Genomic DNA, 15633 nt, shown 5'->3' with positions numbered 1-15633 from the left:
GTATGGAACCTCACCATATCACGGCGGACCACCTTTCGATAGACCGTGTCCGCGAAATCCTCGAACGCCGACTGTCGCTTGTTTTGAGCGAAGACGCCCGCGAGCGCATCGTTCGCTGCCGCGAGTACCTCGACCGCAAGATGGAGAATCCCGAGCGGCCCATCTACGGCATCACCACCGGCTTCGGCTCGTTGTGCAATATCTCCGTCGACCGCGACCGGCTGGCGCAGTTGCAGAAAAATCTGGTCATGTCCCACGCCTGCGGCACGGGCGAGCGCGTCCCGTCGGAGATCGTCAAACTCATCCTGCTGCTTAAAATTCAATCGCTCTCCTACGGCCACTCGGGCGTGCAGCTGGCCACGGTCGAGCGGCTCGTGGAGTTTTTCAACCGCGATATTTTGCCCGTAGTCTACCAGCAGGGGTCGCTCGGCGCTTCGGGCGACCTGGCGCCGCTGGCCCATATGAGCCTGCCGCTCCTGGGCCTGGGTGAGGTGGAGTACAAGGGCCAGGTGCGTCCGGCCGGGGAGGTGCTCTCCGAACTGGGATGGCAGCCGCTGGAGCTGCAATCCAAGGAGGGACTGGCCCTTTTGAACGGCACGCAGTTCATGAGCGCCTACGGTGTCTGGTCGCTCATTCAGGCCCTCCGCCTGAGTGCATGGGCCGATACGATCGGCGCCTTGTCGCTCGATGCGTTCGACGGCCGCATCGAACCTTTCGCGGACGAGGTGCATCGGATCAGGCCGCACCGGGGCCAGCTTGCGACGGCGCGCAACATCCGCCGGCTGTTAGCGGGCAGCGAGCTGATCGCCCGGCCCAAGCAGCATGTGCAGGACCCCTATTCGTTCCGTTGCATTCCGCAGGTCCACGGGGCCTCGAAAGACACGATCGATTACGCCGAAAGCGTGCTCACGACCGAGATCAACAGCACGACGGACAATCCGACGGTCTTTCCCGAGGAGGACCTGGTCGTCTCGGCGGGAAATTTCCACGGACAGCCCATCGCCCTTGCGATGGATTTTCTGGCCATTGCGCTGGCCGAACTGGGCAATATCTCCGAGCGGCGCACCTACAAGCTGATCTCCGGGACGCGGGGGCTTCCGGCTTTTCTGGTGGCCGAACCGGGGCTGAACAGCGGCTTCATGATCCCGCAGTACACCGCGGCGTCGATCGTCAGCCAGTCCAAGGGGCTCTCGATGCCCGCTTCGGTCGACTCGATTCCCTCGTCGCAGGGGCAGGAGGACCATGTGAGCATGGGATCGAACGCCGCCACCAAACTCTACCGCGTGGTCGGCAACACCGAGCGCGTGCTGGCCATCGAGCTCTTCAACGCCGCCCAGGCACTCGAATTCCGCCGCCCGGCCCGCTCGTCGGAGCCGATCGAGCAGTTGCTCGCCGACTACCGGCACCATGTACCCTTTATCCGCAACGACGAGGTCATGTACCCCCATATCGAATCCTCGGTTCAATTCCTGCGCCATGAGAACGCTCGTTAGGAACATCGGCAAGATTGTCGGCATCGAGACCTCGGGCCGGCTGCGGCTGTGCGGCGGGGAGATGGCCGCGCTCGGCACGCTGGACGATGCGTGGCTGCTGACCGAGGGCGACCGCATTGCGGCGTTCGGCCGCATGGACGACTGCGGCGAGATGGCCGTGGACCGCACGGTGGATGCGGGCGGCGGGATGCTCTTTCCCTCGTTCTGCGACTCGCATACCCACCTGGTCTATGCCGGCAGCCGCGAGCAGGAATTTCTGGACAAGATCAACGGTCTCTCCTATGAGGAGATCGCCCGCCGCGGAGGGGGTATTCTCAACTCGGCGGACCTCTTGCACAACACCTCCGAGGAGGAGTTGTACGAACAGGCGATGGAGCGTGTCCGCGAGATCATCGGCATGGGCACGGGCTGCGTGGAGATCAAGAGCGGCTACGGCCTGACAACTGCCGACGAACTGAAGATGCTGCGGGTCATCCGCCGCATTCGGCAGACGGCGCCGCTGGCCGTGCGTGCCACCTTTCTGGGCGCACACGCCGTGGCCCGCGACTATATCGGCCGCCAGGGGGAGTATGTAAATCTGATTATCGACGAGATGCTGCCTGCGGTGGCAGCCGAGGGCCTGGCCGATTTCGTCGATGTATTCTGCGACCGCGGGTTCTTCCGCGTCAGCGAAACCCGCCGCATCCTCAAGGCGGCCCGCCGGCTGGGTCTGCAACCGAAGATTCATGCCAACGAACTGGCCGTCTCGGGCGGCGTGCAGGTCGGGGTCGAGGAGGAGGCCCTTTCGGTCGACCACCTCGAACGGATGGGTGCCGAGGAGATCGAGGCGCTGCGCGGCTCGGCGACCATGCCGACACTGCTGCCCGGTGCGGCATTCTTCCTCGGTATGGACTATCCTCCGGCCCGCGAGATGATCCGCCGCGGGCTGGGCGTGGCGCTGGCGTCGGACTACAACCCGGGCTCGTCGCCCTCGGGCAATATGCGCATGGTGGTATCACTGGCGTCGATCCGGATGCGGATGACTCCGGCGGAGGCGATCAACGCCGCCACGCTCAACGGCGCTTATGCGATGGGATTGGCGCGCGACTACGGTTCGATCACCGCGGGCAAGGTGGCCAATTTCTTTCTCACGCGGCCGATGCCCTCGGTCGAGTTCTTTTCGTATGCCTACCAGACGCCGCTTATCCGGCGCATTTTCCTCGCGGGCGAGGAGGTCGTGGCGTAGTTTTTGTCCAGGCAGCCGACATATGCGACTGATTGTTATATGTACGGCCCTGCTCGTAAGCATGGCCCTCAATGCACAGAATATGAAACCGTTGACACCGGAAGAAAAGCACGTAATCGTGGACAAGGGCACCGAAGCTCCGTTCACTGGACGCTATTACGAACACAAGGAGGCGGGCACCTACCGCTGCCGCCAGTGCGGTGCGCCGTTGTACCGTTCGTCCGATAAATTCGAATCGGGTTGCGGATGGCCCAGTTTCGACGACGAAATTCCGGGCGCCGTGCGGCGCACGCCGGACGCCGACGGGCGGCGTACCGAGATCACCTGCGCCGAGTGCGGCGGCCATCTGGGCCACGTCTTTACAGGCGAGGGTTTCACGCCCAAGAATACGCGCCACTGCGTCAACTCCCTGTCGCTGGATTTCGAACCTGCCGGCGCGAAGATGGAAAAGGCCGACACGGCGATCTTCGCCGGCGGCTGTTTCTGGGGCGTGGAGCACATGCTCGCGCAGGTTCCGGGGGTGCTGGACGTGCAGTCGGGCTACACGGGCGGGCGGACGGAAAATCCCACCTACGAGCAGGTTTGCAGCCACCGCACGGGGCATGCCGAGGCCGTGCGCGTGGTGTTCGATCCCGCGAAGGTCTCCTATGAAACGCTGGCGCGCCTCTTCTTCGAAATCCACGACCCGACCCAGACCGACGGGCAGGGCCCCGACATCGGCGACCAGTACCGCTCCGAAATCTTCTACAATTCGCCCGGGCAGCAGGCCGTGGCCGAGCGGCTGATCGCCGAATTGCGGGCCAAGGGGTACGACGTGGTGACGCGCCTGACGCCCGCCACGCGGTTCTGGCCCGCCGAGGGGTATCACCAGGACTACTACCAGCGCAAGGGGACGCAGCCCTACTGCCACAGCTATACCAAGCGATTCTGAACGCAAAACCGGACCCCTGCCGAGAGGTCCGGTTTCTATTCCGACAGCTCGTCCACGCGGCCCTCGATGATGGCGCGCAGGTTGCGGCATATCCGCTCCTCGGGCCAGTTCCACCATTGCAGTTCGAGTAGCCGCGCTGCGGTCCGCTCGTCGAAGCGCGGGCGGATCGTCCGGGCCGGAACCCCGCCGACGATGGTGTAGGGCGGAACGTCGCGCGTGACGACCGCCCGCGCACCGATCACGGCGCCGTCGCCGATCCTCACGCCCGCCAGTATGACCGCCTCGTAGCCGATCCACACGTCGTTTCCCACGACGATGTCGCCCTTGTTGTCCCAGGCCGACGCGACCTCGGCTTTCGGCAGGCCCCACTCCTCGAAAAAGAGCGGAAAGGTGTAGTTCGCAAGGGACCGGAGCGTGTGGTTGGCGCTGTTGAACAGAAACTTGGCCCCGCAGGCGATGGAGCAGAACCGGCCGAACACCAGCCGGTCGCCGTTGATGGGGTAGTGGTAGAGCACGTTGTTCCTTTCGAACTGCGTGGGGTCGTTGACGAAATCGTTGTAGATGGTGTAGTCTCCGACCTCGATCAGCGGATTGTCGACGACCGCGCCGAGATAGACGGTCTGCCGGTCGTTGGTTCGGGGGTAGATTTTCGGGTTCATGTCGTTCAGGTTGCTTTTACGGTGATAATATCCCGCCAGTCGGTGGTATAGTTGGGCGACAGGTGCTGCCGGTTCATCTTCAGCGGCTGGAATCCCTGCGAGGCCACCACGACCTTGTTGCGTCCGTAGGCCTTGTTGGTCGCATCCACGGCGCTCATCAGCCGGGCATGCCGCGTGCGGTCCACCGTATCGAACAGATCGGTCTGCCTGCCGCTGCGCGAAGAGAGCTCGGAGAAGATCACCCCGGCTTTCTTGTAGCCGTACCCCGGGCGGAAGATGCGCCGGAGCGCCTGCGAGGCCAGGGGCACGAGCTCCAGCGTGTCGTCGGTGGGCACCGCGGGCCGGACGATCGCGCTCTCGAAATACTGGGGCAACTCCTCCCGGTGGCGGTTCGTGAGGATGAAGACCGTCATCTCGGCGCAGAGACTCTGCTGGCGGCGGAGCTTCCCGGCGCACATCGAGGTGAACGTCGCCACCGAGGCATGGACCTCGTCGAATGCGGTCAGCTCGTGCGCGAAGCTGCGCGAGACGCAGATATGCTGCCGGGGCTGCGGCGCATTTTCGAAATCGATGCACGCCACGCCCTGCAACTCTTTCCAGGTCCTCAGCCCCACGACACCCATCTTCGCGCGAACCCATACGTCGTTCATCTGCGTGAAATCCCACGCGGAGCGAACGCCCGCTCCGTGCAAGAGGCGGCGGAAATTGCGGCCTACGCCCCAGACATCTTCGACCGGAAATCGCCGCAAAACCTTTTCGATGTCCTCCGGGCGGTGCATCACGCATGCACCCCGGAGCTTGGGGTACTGCTTGCAGAGTTTCGAAGCGATCTTGGCCAGCGTCTTGGTGGGGGCGATGCCGATGCTCACGGGGATGCCCGTATTGCGGCGCACCGTGCGGCTGATGCGGTGCCCCAGGCTGTCCAGCTCCGCGAGGTCGATTCCCCGCAGATCGAGGAACGCCTCGTCGATGGAGTAGACCTCGGCGGCGGGCACCATGCCTTGCAGGGTCCGGATCACGCGGCTGGACATGTCGCCGTAGAGCGCGAAATTACTCGAAAATACGTGAACTCCGTTCTGCTCGCACAGCCGTTGAATCTGAAAGTAGGGGGCGCCCATTGCGATCCCCAGGGCCTTGGCCTCGTTCGAGCGCGCGATGACGCAGCCGTCGTTGTTCGACAGCACGACGACGGGCCGCCCGTTCAGTTCGGGGCGGAATACGCGCTCGCAAGAGGCGTAAAAGTTGTTGCAGTCGCAGAGCCCGTACATGTTTTTTGAACTCTCTCCCGGCCCGCCTGCACGCTTGGCGGGTCAGATCTTTTTGATCGCATAGGTGGCGACGCCCCAGATCGAAAAGTCGTCGTCCTTACTGATTTCTATCGGTTTGTAACGTTTGTTCGCCGGCATGAGGACGATCCGGTCCGCCTCCATCCGCACGCGCTTGAGGGTGAACTCCCCGTCGAGGAAGCAGACCGCCACGCAGCCGTCGTAGGGCTCCACGGACTTGTCCACCACCACCAGGTCGCCGTCCGTGATGCAGTCGTCTTTCATCGAATCGCCGTCCACGCGCGCGAAGAACGTCGAGGCCGGATGACGCACGAGCGAACGGTTCAGGTCGAGCGGCGGTTCGAGGTGGTCGTCCGCCGGCGAGGGAAACCCCGCGGAGACGCCGCTCGAAGCCACCGGGACCTCCACGTGCGATTCGGCGTCGGGCCGGATAAACCTCAGGCGTATCTCCCGCTTGCCCATGATGACGGCCCAACGTTACAAAATTGCAAAAATATTCCGGATAATCGGGCTTCGGCCCCGAAATTATTTCGGGGCTTGGAACCGGGCTGCGGGGTGCGAATGGATAAACGGCTCATGCGGTGTCGGTTTAGAGAGTGCGACCCGAATGCCGCAAAAACCGTTCCCGCGGTCGTTCTCGTCGAATGCTGCGCCCCGTGGCCTGTTATGCGCTCTCGATGGACCGGACCATCTGCCCGGCAAGGCAGCCTATTCGATATTTTCCCACCAGGCGGCGAACCGCTGCGTCGTATCGGCCAAATGGACCCGTTCGCCCGGCCTGGGGGTTACGAGCCGGAAGCCCTCGCTTCGGGCCGCCTCGGCGATCTTCTTCAGCGGTTCGTCCCAGGGGTGCTTGCTCAGGGCGTATTTCGAATGGTGTACGGTCAGGACCCGTCCGGGCGCGAGGTCCCGGATGACCTGCGCCTGCTGCCCGGGCAGCAGGTGGATGGTGCGCCAGTCGGGATTGTACTGCCCGTTTTCCAGGATGGCCAGGTCGATGGGGGCGAACCGGCGGCCGATCCGGGCGAAATGGGTGTCGTACCCGCCGTCTCCGGCCAGGAAGATACGCCGCGTGGGGGTTTCGAGCAGGAACGAGGCCCAGAGGGTCGAGTTGGGATGCAGCCCCCGGCCCGAAAAGTGCCGCGCCGGCAGGCAGTGGATCGTGAGCCCGTCGCCCGCGTCGAGCGTCTCGTCCCAGTCCATCTCGGTAATGCACGCGGGATCATAGCCCCAGCGTTCGAGGTGTTCGCCTACACCGAGCGGGCAAACGACCCGCGCGATGCGCTCCCGCAACTCGCGCACCGTCCGGTAGTCGAGGTGGTCCATGTGGTCGTGGGTGATGAGGAGGTAGTCGATGGCCGGAATCGCCTCGGGCGTATAGCTGTCCATTCCCCGGAACGGTTTGAAGAGCAGCGACATGGGTAGTCCGCTGCGGAGCACCGGGTCGACCAGCAGCCGCTTGCCGCCGCTCTGGATGAAGCAGGAGGAGTGCCCGAACCAGACCAGCACCTCTTGGTCGCGGTCCAGCCCGTGCAGATCGACTTTCTCGGCCGGAAGAGCCGTTCGGGGGTAGAGCCGGGGCGGTTTGTTGAACAGAAAGTCCAGCATGGTCCCGACGAATCCTTTTCGGGAGACGATGCGCGGGGTCGGTTGGAGGTTTTGAAACTTTCCGTCGCGGAAATTCGGAGAGCGCCGGATGCGTTCCAAGCGTTCACCGCGTGGGGCGCGCCCGAAGACCGGATGGTTTACGATTAACGCACCGGCCAGTGCCAGCGCGAGGAAGATGCACGAAACGATCAAGAGCATACGGCGTATCTTTTTTCTCATTTTTTCGGAGTTGACTGCTGCAAAGGTACGCTGTCGGCGGCAAAATCCGCTATCCCGATTCCGGTTGTTACTACCTTTTTCACTGTATCGCACCGCCCGGACGCGCATGACCGTGTGCGGATGTCCCCTAACAGAGGTCTTGCACCGGCTTGGATTGGAATTTGCAGCAATTCCCTATATAAAATGCGATAAGTATGACCCGCTTGCTATTCCATAAATCCAGGCGTAAAGCCGTTGTCGTGACCGTCCTCGGTTTTGTGATCGGCGCGGGCGGCGGCCTGTGGCTGCAATATATGGACAACGACGTCCTGGGGTGGTGCTTTGTCATCACGGCCGTCTTCGTGCTGATCTACGGTTTCGGTTCGCTGTTCGACCGCAGGCCCTACCTGATCCTCACCGAACGGGGCATTACCGAACCGTTCTCGATCCGCGAGGAGATCGAGTGGGAGGCGATCGAACATGCCGACGATTTCTACTACCGGGGTCAGTACGTCGTCCGCCTGCTCCTCGACCGCCGGTACAAGGCCGGAATCATCACGCCGACCTGGTTCTGGCGCTTCGACCGGATCTATGCCCGCGAGGGCGTCAAGGCCCTCTACATCCGCACGAGCGGGCTGGAGATCAATTCCATGCGGCTGGTTGCGCTGATCGACTCGCTCCGAAAGGCGGACGCGGCGGAAAGAACCGCTATTCTCACTCAGTATCGCACCAAATAAAGCGGCTTTCGACCCGGGGCCGAGAGCCGCTTTGCAAGCAAGCGAAGCGCTATTGCGCCTCTCCGTCGCCTCCGTCGTTCGAGCCGTCCCAGGACGAATCCACATCCACCTCGAATTCGATCTGCAAATCGTTGAACCGCGCCGTCAACTCGAGCAGTTGGTTGCGCTCGATGCGCAGGGTGTCGGTGACCAGTCGCTCGTAAACTGGGGTCGTCTGGTCTTCGGCAAAGAGTTTCAGCCGCCACGAACTCTTCAGCCCCGGCAGCGTGGAGAAAGTCCCCAACGTAAACGCTCCCTCGCTGCGCGTCCCGAGGTCTGCGGTACGGACACGCCGGACCACCTCGCGCGGCTGATCGGGTTCTCCGTTCAGGGGAATGCGTGCTCCCACGTTGTCGAGCGACACCTCGACGGCCGAAATCTCCGGCGGCAGGTTCTCGAACCGGAAGCGCGTCACGCCGTGTACCCGTTGCAAAACGGTTTCGAACTCGTTGCTGCACGGACAGGTCACCTCGAACGGCAGGTACGAGCGGAAATGGTCGTCTCCACCGTCCCGATAGACGATAAACCGGGATTCGGGTGCGTCCGTCGTGCCGGTCATCGTTTTGGGCTCGGTGTTCGCCACCAATGCCAGCCGGTAGGCTCCGAACGGCAGCGGATCGTGGCGGAAGAGGTAACTGCCGTCGTCCGCTGTCCGCGCCTGAATCAGCTCGCCCTCCTCGATAAGCTGCCGCTCGTCGTAGAGCAGGTAGCGAAGCGAATGGATGCGACTGTTGAAACTCGGCTCCAGCTCCTCCGGATCGTAGGGCGGCCGGGTCCGGAACTTTTCGACCCGCACCGTGATCGCAACCCCGCCTCCTTCGGGCGGACAGGCGTCGAGGTCCTCCTCGATGCACGACACGCCGGCCAGCAGGCCCAGTAACGCAAATGGTATGTAATTCAAACTTTTCATGGCTTCGTAATTAATCTTCGGACGCTGCATTCCATTCGAAGAACGGGTCGAACAAATCGGCTGCATCGATCCAATTCCCGTTCGCATCGGTCGCCTCCACCAAATGGATGAGAAAGGGCTTTGCCGGTAAATCGTGTTCGTCGGTGGTCTGGAAGACGATACCCGTCATGCGACTCGCTGCCAGCGTGCGGGAGATCACCTGATCGGTCTTGTAGTTGTAGCCGCCGCTGGCGCCGGAGACGCGGATGTCGGATATTTCGAATCGCTGCTCCCTGGCCGGATCGACGAACAAAAAAGGCGAAAAGGCCGTCGAATTACTCTGGCATAGCTGGTAACGTTCGCCATTCAGATCATGGAAATCCACAGTGGTCGTACACCACGGCAGCACCCAAAGCCCCTCTTCGGAGTAATACATGTTTCCCATCGCATCGATCCCCTCGGCAAAGGGTCCGTCGAGCGGGGTAAGTGTCAATTCGAATGTATGCGGCGTCGGAGCGAACAGGAACCCGTCCGGAGAGGTGTGTTCCTTGACCATCGTCCGGAGCTTTCCCACGCGCCTTTCGGCCTGCAACGGCACGGACGGCATGGCGGAGTCGTGGAGGTCCGAACTTTTGGGAACCAGAAAGTCGGCCACGGCAACGTAAACCTCCCGATTCAGCATACGATAACCCGCGTTGATGTATTCGCCGGTTATGACCGTGTAGGTGATAAAGGGCGGGGTCCGCAGCGTGGGATCGTTCTCGTCGGCGACCACCGTCCCGGGAATCAGCGCCTTGTTCGTCGTGGCCGATCTCCAGTTGAGCAAGGCGACGATCCGGTATTCGCCCGGTCGCAATTCAACGCTGAAATCGACGGGAGAGAGACTGTTTTCCGTAAGATACATGTCATTGCCCCACCTCGAAGGTTTGCCGTCCAGGTAGATGGTGTCGGCGCAGTCCACGATCCAGCGTCCGTCCTGTTTCTTGAGAAGCAGGGCGAGTCCCTGGTTGAAGATCACGTTCCGGTATTCGGTTACGCGCGTCATCGGTTCGAGCGAGGTGTCGGTGTCGATGCGGGCTTTCAGGCTGAAGCGGACTCCGACCGTAGGCTTCTCAGCCGCCGGTGCTGTTTCTGCTTCCGGCTCCGAACAGCCGCCCAGTGCGAGCAGCGAACAGGCGAAGAGTAGGATGAGTTTTTTCATAGCCATGCGTTTTTAATTTGTCAGCCAGCCGAACTCTGCTTCGATACTGCTGTTTACCGGCACGTCGATGATCCGGTCGCAGCGCAGGCCGGCCCGGTTGACCGTAAAGCAGTCCGCAGCCACCGGAAGCCCCGCACCGGCCGTCGAGGCCGGAAGGAAGAGTTGCAGCTGCTTCGGTGTAAAGCAGGAGGCGACATGATCCCCAGTATGGTCGTTGCCGCAGATCGGCGTGGTGTCGTAATAGTCGAAAGTCATCCGAATTTGGAGCTGCGAATCGGAGGGGAGCAGAAAAGCACCCTCGATGCGCAGACTGCCGCGCAGATCGGTCCGATAGACTTGCAGCCCCTTGTCGGCCTGCGGCAGCGAGACCTTGAAATCGACCGCTTCGGGCTCGATCGTCTGCGTGAACGGTTCGGAGGCGTAGCCATCCGCCGTCAGCACGCCGTCGGCGCCGAAACGCAGCACGGTGGTTGGGTTGTCGTACTCGATGACGATCTTCGAAACCCGGTCGATCACCGACTCGACGTCGGCCGAGACCACGCTTTGGGGCTGCGACAGCGAACCCGCCATGCGGAAGATGTCGAAAACCACCTGCCCGGCGACGCGCGTAAGCGTCAACTGGATACGGCCCTGCTGCAAGAGCTCCTCGCCGCCCATGTCGATATAGCCGCAATAGCCGTCCGAGGCCGCTTCGCCCGTAGCGCACGCCAACCGCAGGTCGTTCCATCCGTCTCCGGCAGCGAAAGCCGTTCCCGCGGCCGTCTGCATCCCGAGCCACGGGGTGCCTTCGGGCTGGGCGATCATCAGAAACCGGTAATCAGATGCCTTCATCTCCGCGAGCGGCAGCTTGAGCATCTGTCCGTCGGCCACCGATTCAAAGCTGCGATCGTAGCGGTATTCATCCTGAGTGCCTGCGCTGCGCCGGAAGATGTAGAGCGGCGTTGCAAGCCCCGAGACGGGTGTCTTGGCAAGCCGCACGTCCACGGAACGGACCTCTTTGCAGGGAACGCACTCCTCTTGTCCCTCCTGCGTGCAGGCTGTCGTCAACAGCAGACAGAGCGGTGCGAAAATCCGATATATGTTGCGTCGTTTCATTTCGATTGATCTGTTATTCCCAAATTCCCGAATCTCCGTCCTGCTTCCGATCGATCGGAGCGTATCCGATTTCGACCCCTACGACGGGATAACCCGCCGTGATCCAAAGCGTCACATCCAATATCTCGTTGCGTTCGACTTTCTCCCAAAGGTCCAGTCGGACCGGTTGCAGACCCGCGCCCTCCACCGGTACGACCTCCACTGTCAGGTCGAGATCGGCACCGCCGGCAGGCGGGAGGATCAGGGGGCCTTCGAGCGTGGCGAAGCCCGTCTCGGTCAGTTGAACATAATCCGCTGCCGCAAGCGTTGCCTCCACGGCGGCCGAACCACTTACAGCGTCTGGCGTAACGCGCAACCCCGCATTTTCGGCCCGCAGCTCGACCCGCTCGATCTCTTCGAGAATGGAGTGCGGGGCGGTGTAAGGCACCTCGACGTATTGCACACCGTCGTGGTAGCCCCGCTTGAGGTGGATGTCGATCCGCGAGACGGCGCGCGTCAGACGGGCCGGAACCGTCTGATCGCTGCCGCCGAGGATGTAGACCCGATTGGCGTCCGAAGCCGGGTATTGCAGGAACAACTCGTCGGCCGAACCCCACATGGACGGGTCCTCCGGTTTTGGATGCATTTCGAAAGCGACCTCATCCCAATTTGTCCCGGGGGTGAGCGGCGCAGGTTCGAGGGTAAGAATTTCGCCCGATCCGCTTGCGAAGAGAAACTTGTAGCGACCGTTGGGCATCCGTACCGAGAGCGTGCCCCGGGGAGTCCAGCCATCGCGGAAAAGCGTATCGAAAAGGAAATCTTCGCCCTGCTGGCGGAATGCGTAGACCGCAATAGGCCGCGCTTGCTCCTGCTCCTGTTTCAATACGACACGCGTCTTCCCCGCAGCGGAAACACTGTCCGGCGCTGGTTCCGTATCCGTGCAGGCCGCCAGAGCGGCTGCCGTCAGGAAGATAGTGGTGAGTATCCGGTTATTCATGGCAGGTCGTTTTCTGTAATTGTCAGTCTATCTCTTCGTTTACGTAATTCGAGCCGTCCCAAACGGTATCGACCTCCACGTCGAATTCGACACCCGTCGTAAAGACGTTCTCGCCCAGCACGTAAACACGTATCAGCGTGGCCTTGTTGCGTTCCACGGGAATCTTGTTCTGAAGCGCGATATGGCGCACGTTGCCTTCGCCCGAGGTAAGCTCGATCGCCAGACCCGTCGAGGCGGTATCGTCGGCATTTGGGATCAGGTAGGTGCCCTTGAGGTGCGCCGAACCCGCGATCACGTCGGTGGGTTGTACGTTCTCGAAATCGTATTCCGGATCGCCTACGCGCGTTTTCGTTCCGGTACCCATCGTCAGAGCGTCTGCCGGAGCGGCGATCGTGTGCTCCGAATCGAATACGCCCGCCGCTTTCTCGCCCGAGAGACCCAGGAAATGGTTGGCATCGGTGTAGGCGAATTTGACCTTGGCCAGTTTTTCGGGACCGAATACATCGTCGCCGGGCTTCTCGTCATAGGCACCCGTAGCGGCATCCTTGTCGGCCCGCACGAAGAGTATGTCGACGCGCGATACGGCGCGGCGAAGCGTGGCGCTTACGGTCTGCTTCGGACCGTCGAGCGATATGGTGTAGGGAGCAACCGCATCGAGGGCCTTGTTGAGCATGAACGCCGCCGGGAAGCTCCCGCCCGTATGCGTCACGTAGAGGCCATCGGAGAGTACGGCACCGGCAAACTCCGGCCACGTGTAGTTACCGGCCGTCACCAGTCCGTAGGAGGGCAGAAACTTGTAGTCGCCGGCAGGCAGCTGGACGCTTCCCGAAAGCGACTTGCCGTCGTATTGCATGCCGCCGACCGGAATGTCCTGCACGTAGACGTAATCCGTACCGTTGTTCTTGAATGCGAGAATGCGGAATTCGTCAGCCGAATAGACCGGGCCGCGGGCACTCTGCGGTGCGCGGAGTGCGAACTGCACGTTTCCGGCGGTTTCCGGCGCGGCGAATTCCGGTTCCGCACCGTCGTTGGAGCAGGCCGCAGCAGCGGCAAAAGCAGTAAAGACAAAGAGGTTGTAAAGTTTTTTCATGATTTTTTTGATCTATAATAAGTTAATAAAGGTTTACCAGTCGAAACTCAGGTCGTCGAACCAGGCCAGGTTCCAGGCGGCGTCCGCCGAGCCGTTTTCCGACGCCAGCATGAAGCAGTACTCCGCTTTTTCGCGGTCTCCGTCGATCAGATAGAGTACGCCCAGGTTGTTCAGCGAGCGCGGATCGTCGGCACAGCGGCTCAGACACTGACGTGCCGTCTGCACGTCGCCCCGCCGAAAGGCAAGCGTGGCCATGTTGTTGCAGGCGCACGGATCGTCGGGGTAGTACTCCAGCGCCACGGCGCAGACATAGGCCCGCTCGGGCGAATCCACCGGATAGGAGGCCGCCAGCCGGCACATCTCGCCGATGCTCAGCCACTCGGGGTGCGAACGGATCAGCTCCCGGCACTGCTCCACGGTGAAATCGGGCAGCGTGTAGTCGATCCGGTAGTCCACTCTGCGCAACTGCGGATAGACCTCGCGCAGCAGCTTGTTGTAGGTTTTGCCGTTGTCGATCCGGCGGATGAACGCATCCCGGGCATCGGGGTCGGCCACCGTGTCGATCACGGCCAGCACGTCGTCGCGGGCAGGCAGTTCGGAGACGACCACCCAGCGGCGCAGGCTGTCCCAGTCCTCGGGTACGGTCGCGGTGGTGAAATCGGCATCCGTGAGGCCGAACTGCTCCTTGAGGTAGCTCTGGATCGAACGGACGCGGTTGGCCGCAAGACGCGTGTTGAATGCGTAGGTATCTTCGGGCGAGGCATAGCCTTTCAAAAAGACGTTGTCGACCGAAAGCGTATCGTTGTGCAGGACGCCCGTCGTCAGGCTGTCGATGCGTTGGAGCTGGCGGCGGTTGTCGGCGAATCCGCGCAGCAGCACCGAACGACCCTGCGGAAAGTGCACGACGGCGGTGATCTGTTCGCCCCGGCGCTTCGCCGGCCCGGGAGCGGGCACCAGAAACGACAACTGCGGTTGTACGGGTGCGGCGATCCGGTCGAGAACCAGCGGCGAAAGGCTCCATTCGTGTCCGGCGCATCCCAGCAGATCGCGGTAGAGGACCAGTTTCCCGCCCGCCATCCACGATTCAAAGGGAATGTGTCCCGTGTAGCGGAGCGTATTTTCTGCCGGACTTTTGCGTTTGTGACGCACGACGACATTGCCGAAAGCACCGTCGGGCACGGCCGGCGTTCCGTAGAGCCGCTCGCGGCGCTCGTTGACTTTCTGACGGATACGGCCCGTGAAAACCACCGGAGCGAGCTGCACCCGATTCTCGCCGTTCATCACCACGGGCGTCAGCACCAGCTGCTCGTTGGCTGTCAGCTGGGGCGCGTCGGCTCCCACCGTGAACGCTACGTGCAGGCGATCGCCCTCCCGGAAGACGGCCGGTTTTCCCTCCTGGCCGTAGGCTGTCACGGAGATGAGCAGCCATGCGGCCAGTAAGCCCGGAATGCGGTATTTTGCAGTGTGTTTCATATGCTTATTTGATTATGAAAATAAGGCTCAGTCCTATCTTTGTCGGGCCGAAATAGTTGCGCGAACGGGTCCGGATCGCCTCGCCGCATGCGGCGATGGGATACTTGCGGTCCCAAAGGCGGGCATACCCCACGCCGATGGTCGCTTCGAGGTTCCAGCGTCTGCCGATCAGCCATTGATAACCGTACGAAAGGCCGGCCCCGTAGAGGTGTCCCTGGTAGCGGTTGTGGTGGAAATTGGAGTTGAAATTGATTCCGCCCACATTGTATTCGGCATAGTGGGCGTGCAGGCCGAAGAAATGGCCGTTGAACCGCTCGCAGAGCCAGTAGCGCACCTCGGGCTGGATCAACCAGTGCTTCCACCGCGCATCGCCGAATTTCCACGGGTTGTAGTTTCCCGAAACGTCGAGCGTTACGCGGGGTCCCAACCCGGCTTCGACGCCCAGGTTGATCGTAGCCGTTGCATCGTAGAGCAGGTTGCTCTTGACAGCCCATTTCTGGGCATGCGACGAGTTTATGGAGGCCAGCAGCAGCGCCAGCATTAAATAATACTTATTCATTCCATTCGAAATTATGGTCTCCGTCTGCGTGGAAACGTGCCTGTTCCAAAAGACCGCAAACACGGTCGGAACGTGCAAATGATTTGCCAAAAACGGGCGCGATGCAGGCTGAATTTTTCGCCTCCCGGAGCGGCTGCCCGGGCGACTCTTTGATACGCAACTCGTTGGGGGATG

At 61.8% G+C, this 15633-nt stretch carries 15 protein-coding genes; 4 read left to right on the top strand and 11 right to left on the bottom strand.

Translation table 11 applies throughout. The features are described from left to right. The first annotated feature begins 2 nt into the window (after positions 1-2). From hutH to ACMQ11_RS06610, 3 genes are all read left to right on the top strand, one after another. Positions 3-1493: a histidine ammonia-lyase gene (gene hutH / locus ACMQ11_RS06620; protein WP_418991974.1), complete on the top strand. Its 1491-nt coding sequence runs from the start codon at positions 3-5 to the stop codon at positions 1491-1493. Then, positions 1477-2718 (top strand): imidazolonepropionase, encoded by a 1242-nt coding sequence (hutI, locus tag ACMQ11_RS06615; protein ID WP_418991973.1) that lies wholly within the window; start codon positions 1477-1479, stop codon positions 2716-2718. The genes hutH and hutI overlap by 17 nt, the downstream gene beginning before the upstream one ends. Positions 2719-2800: 82 nt before the next feature. Then, positions 2801-3649 (top strand): bifunctional methionine sulfoxide reductase B/A protein, encoded by an 849-nt coding sequence (locus ACMQ11_RS06610; protein WP_418991972.1) that lies wholly within the window; start codon positions 2801-2803, stop codon positions 3647-3649. A 35-nt stretch (positions 3650-3684) separates the two neighbouring features. On the opposite strand, the gene ACMQ11_RS06605 is transcribed toward ACMQ11_RS06610, so the two are convergent. The 4 genes from ACMQ11_RS06605 to ACMQ11_RS06590 all read right to left on the bottom strand — a co-directional run bounded on the left by ACMQ11_RS06605 (position 3685) and on the right by ACMQ11_RS06590 (position 7421). Then, complete coding sequence (locus ACMQ11_RS06605) at positions 3685-4308, bottom strand: CatB-related O-acetyltransferase (RefSeq protein WP_418991971.1); 624 nt, start codon at positions 4306-4308, stop codon at positions 3685-3687. A 5-nt stretch (positions 4309-4313) separates the two neighbouring features. After that, positions 4314-5576 (bottom strand): Y-family DNA polymerase, encoded by a 1263-nt coding sequence (locus ACMQ11_RS06600; RefSeq protein WP_418991970.1) that lies wholly within the window; start codon positions 5574-5576, stop codon positions 4314-4316. Positions 5577-5618: 42 nt separating this feature from the next. Further along, positions 5619-6056, bottom strand: coding sequence for a LexA family protein (locus ACMQ11_RS06595; RefSeq protein ID WP_418991969.1), 438 nt, complete (start codon positions 6054-6056; stop codon positions 5619-5621). A gap of 246 nt (positions 6057-6302) precedes the next feature. Then, positions 6303-7421, bottom strand: a complete 1119-nt coding sequence (locus tag ACMQ11_RS06590) for an MBL fold metallo-hydrolase (protein WP_418991968.1) — start codon at positions 7419-7421, stop codon at positions 6303-6305. Between the two features lie 194 nt (positions 7422-7615). On the opposite strand from ACMQ11_RS06590, the gene ACMQ11_RS06585 reads away from it, so the two are divergent. Then, the gene (locus ACMQ11_RS06585) at positions 7616-8137 is read left to right on the top strand and encodes an STM3941 family protein (protein ID WP_418991967.1); all 522 of its coding nucleotides are present in this window, start codon (positions 7616-7618) and stop codon (positions 8135-8137) included. A 49-nt stretch (positions 8138-8186) separates the two neighbouring features. On the opposite strand, the gene ACMQ11_RS06580 is transcribed toward ACMQ11_RS06585, so the two are convergent. From ACMQ11_RS06580 to ACMQ11_RS06550, 7 genes are read right to left on the bottom strand one after another with little or no spacing between them, the layout of a single operon-like run. Beyond that, positions 8187-9086, bottom strand: coding sequence for a hypothetical protein (locus ACMQ11_RS06580; protein WP_418991966.1), 900 nt, complete (start codon positions 9084-9086; stop codon positions 8187-8189). 10 nt (positions 9087-9096) lie between these two features. Continuing rightward, positions 9097-10266, bottom strand: a complete 1170-nt coding sequence (locus ACMQ11_RS06575; RefSeq protein WP_418991965.1) for a hypothetical protein — start codon at positions 10264-10266, stop codon at positions 9097-9099. 12 nt (positions 10267-10278) lie between these two features. Next, complete coding sequence (locus ACMQ11_RS06570) at positions 10279-11361, bottom strand: DUF5031 domain-containing protein (protein WP_418991964.1); 1083 nt, start codon at positions 11359-11361, stop codon at positions 10279-10281. 13 nt (positions 11362-11374) lie between these two features. Beyond that, on the bottom strand, positions 11375-12337 hold the full coding sequence (locus tag ACMQ11_RS06565; RefSeq protein ID WP_418991963.1) for a hypothetical protein: 963 nt from the start codon (positions 12335-12337) through the stop codon (positions 11375-11377). Between the two features lie 22 nt (positions 12338-12359). Next, positions 12360-13427: a hypothetical protein gene (locus ACMQ11_RS06560; protein ID WP_418991962.1), complete on the bottom strand. Its 1068-nt coding sequence runs from the start codon at positions 13425-13427 to the stop codon at positions 12360-12362. Between the two features lie 33 nt (positions 13428-13460). Further along, the gene (locus ACMQ11_RS06555) at positions 13461-14900 is read right to left on the bottom strand and encodes a hypothetical protein (protein WP_418991961.1); all 1440 of its coding nucleotides are present in this window, start codon (positions 14898-14900) and stop codon (positions 13461-13463) included. A gap of 4 nt (positions 14901-14904) precedes the next feature. Beyond that, positions 14905-15459, bottom strand: a complete 555-nt coding sequence (locus ACMQ11_RS06550) for a DUF3575 domain-containing protein (RefSeq protein WP_418991960.1) — start codon at positions 15457-15459, stop codon at positions 14905-14907. Positions 15460-15633 lie beyond the last annotated feature (174 nt).

It is taken from the genome of Alistipes sp., from assembly GCF_048465575.1.
Lineage (GTDB): Bacteria > Bacteroidota > Bacteroidia > Bacteroidales > Rikenellaceae > Alistipes.
Note: the sequence above shows the minus strand (reverse complement) of the source record. Positions and strands in the feature narration are given on the sequence as shown.

Coding starts and splice junctions, on each gene's coding strand:
- ACMQ11_RS06550 (WP_418991960.1), bottom strand. CDS start 15,459: ATGAATAAGTATTATTTAATGCTGGCGCTGCTGCTGGCCTCCATAAAC.
- ACMQ11_RS06600 (WP_418991970.1), bottom strand. CDS start 5,576: ATGTACGGGCTCTGCGACTGCAACAACTTTTACGCCTCTTGCGAGCGC.
- ACMQ11_RS06610 (WP_418991972.1), top strand. CDS start 2,801: ATGAAACCGTTGACACCGGAAGAAAAGCACGTAATCGTGGACAAGGGC.
- hutH (WP_418991974.1), top strand. CDS start 3: ATGGAACCTCACCATATCACGGCGGACCACCTTTCGATAGACCGTGTC.
- ACMQ11_RS06560 (WP_418991962.1), bottom strand. CDS start 13,427: ATGAAAAAACTTTACAACCTCTTTGTCTTTACTGCTTTTGCCGCTGCT.
- ACMQ11_RS06570 (WP_418991964.1), bottom strand. CDS start 11,361: ATGAAACGACGCAACATATATCGGATTTTCGCACCGCTCTGTCTGCTG.
- ACMQ11_RS06555 (WP_418991961.1), bottom strand. CDS start 14,900: ATGAAACACACTGCAAAATACCGCATTCCGGGCTTACTGGCCGCATGG.
- ACMQ11_RS06565 (WP_418991963.1), bottom strand. CDS start 12,337: ATGAATAACCGGATACTCACCACTATCTTCCTGACGGCAGCCGCTCTG.
- ACMQ11_RS06575 (WP_418991965.1), bottom strand. CDS start 10,266: ATGAAAAAACTCATCCTACTCTTCGCCTGTTCGCTGCTCGCACTGGGC.
- ACMQ11_RS06595 (WP_418991969.1), bottom strand. CDS start 6,056: ATGGGCAAGCGGGAGATACGCCTGAGGTTTATCCGGCCCGACGCCGAA.
- ACMQ11_RS06605 (WP_418991971.1), bottom strand. CDS start 4,308: ATGAACCCGAAAATCTACCCCCGAACCAACGACCGGCAGACCGTCTAT.
- ACMQ11_RS06580 (WP_418991966.1), bottom strand. CDS start 9,086: ATGAAAAGTTTGAATTACATACCATTTGCGTTACTGGGCCTGCTGGCC.
- ACMQ11_RS06585 (WP_418991967.1), top strand. CDS start 7,616: ATGACCCGCTTGCTATTCCATAAATCCAGGCGTAAAGCCGTTGTCGTG.
- ACMQ11_RS06590 (WP_418991968.1), bottom strand. CDS start 7,421: ATGAGAAAAAAGATACGCCGTATGCTCTTGATCGTTTCGTGCATCTTC.
- hutI (WP_418991973.1), top strand. CDS start 1,477: ATGAGAACGCTCGTTAGGAACATCGGCAAGATTGTCGGCATCGAGACC.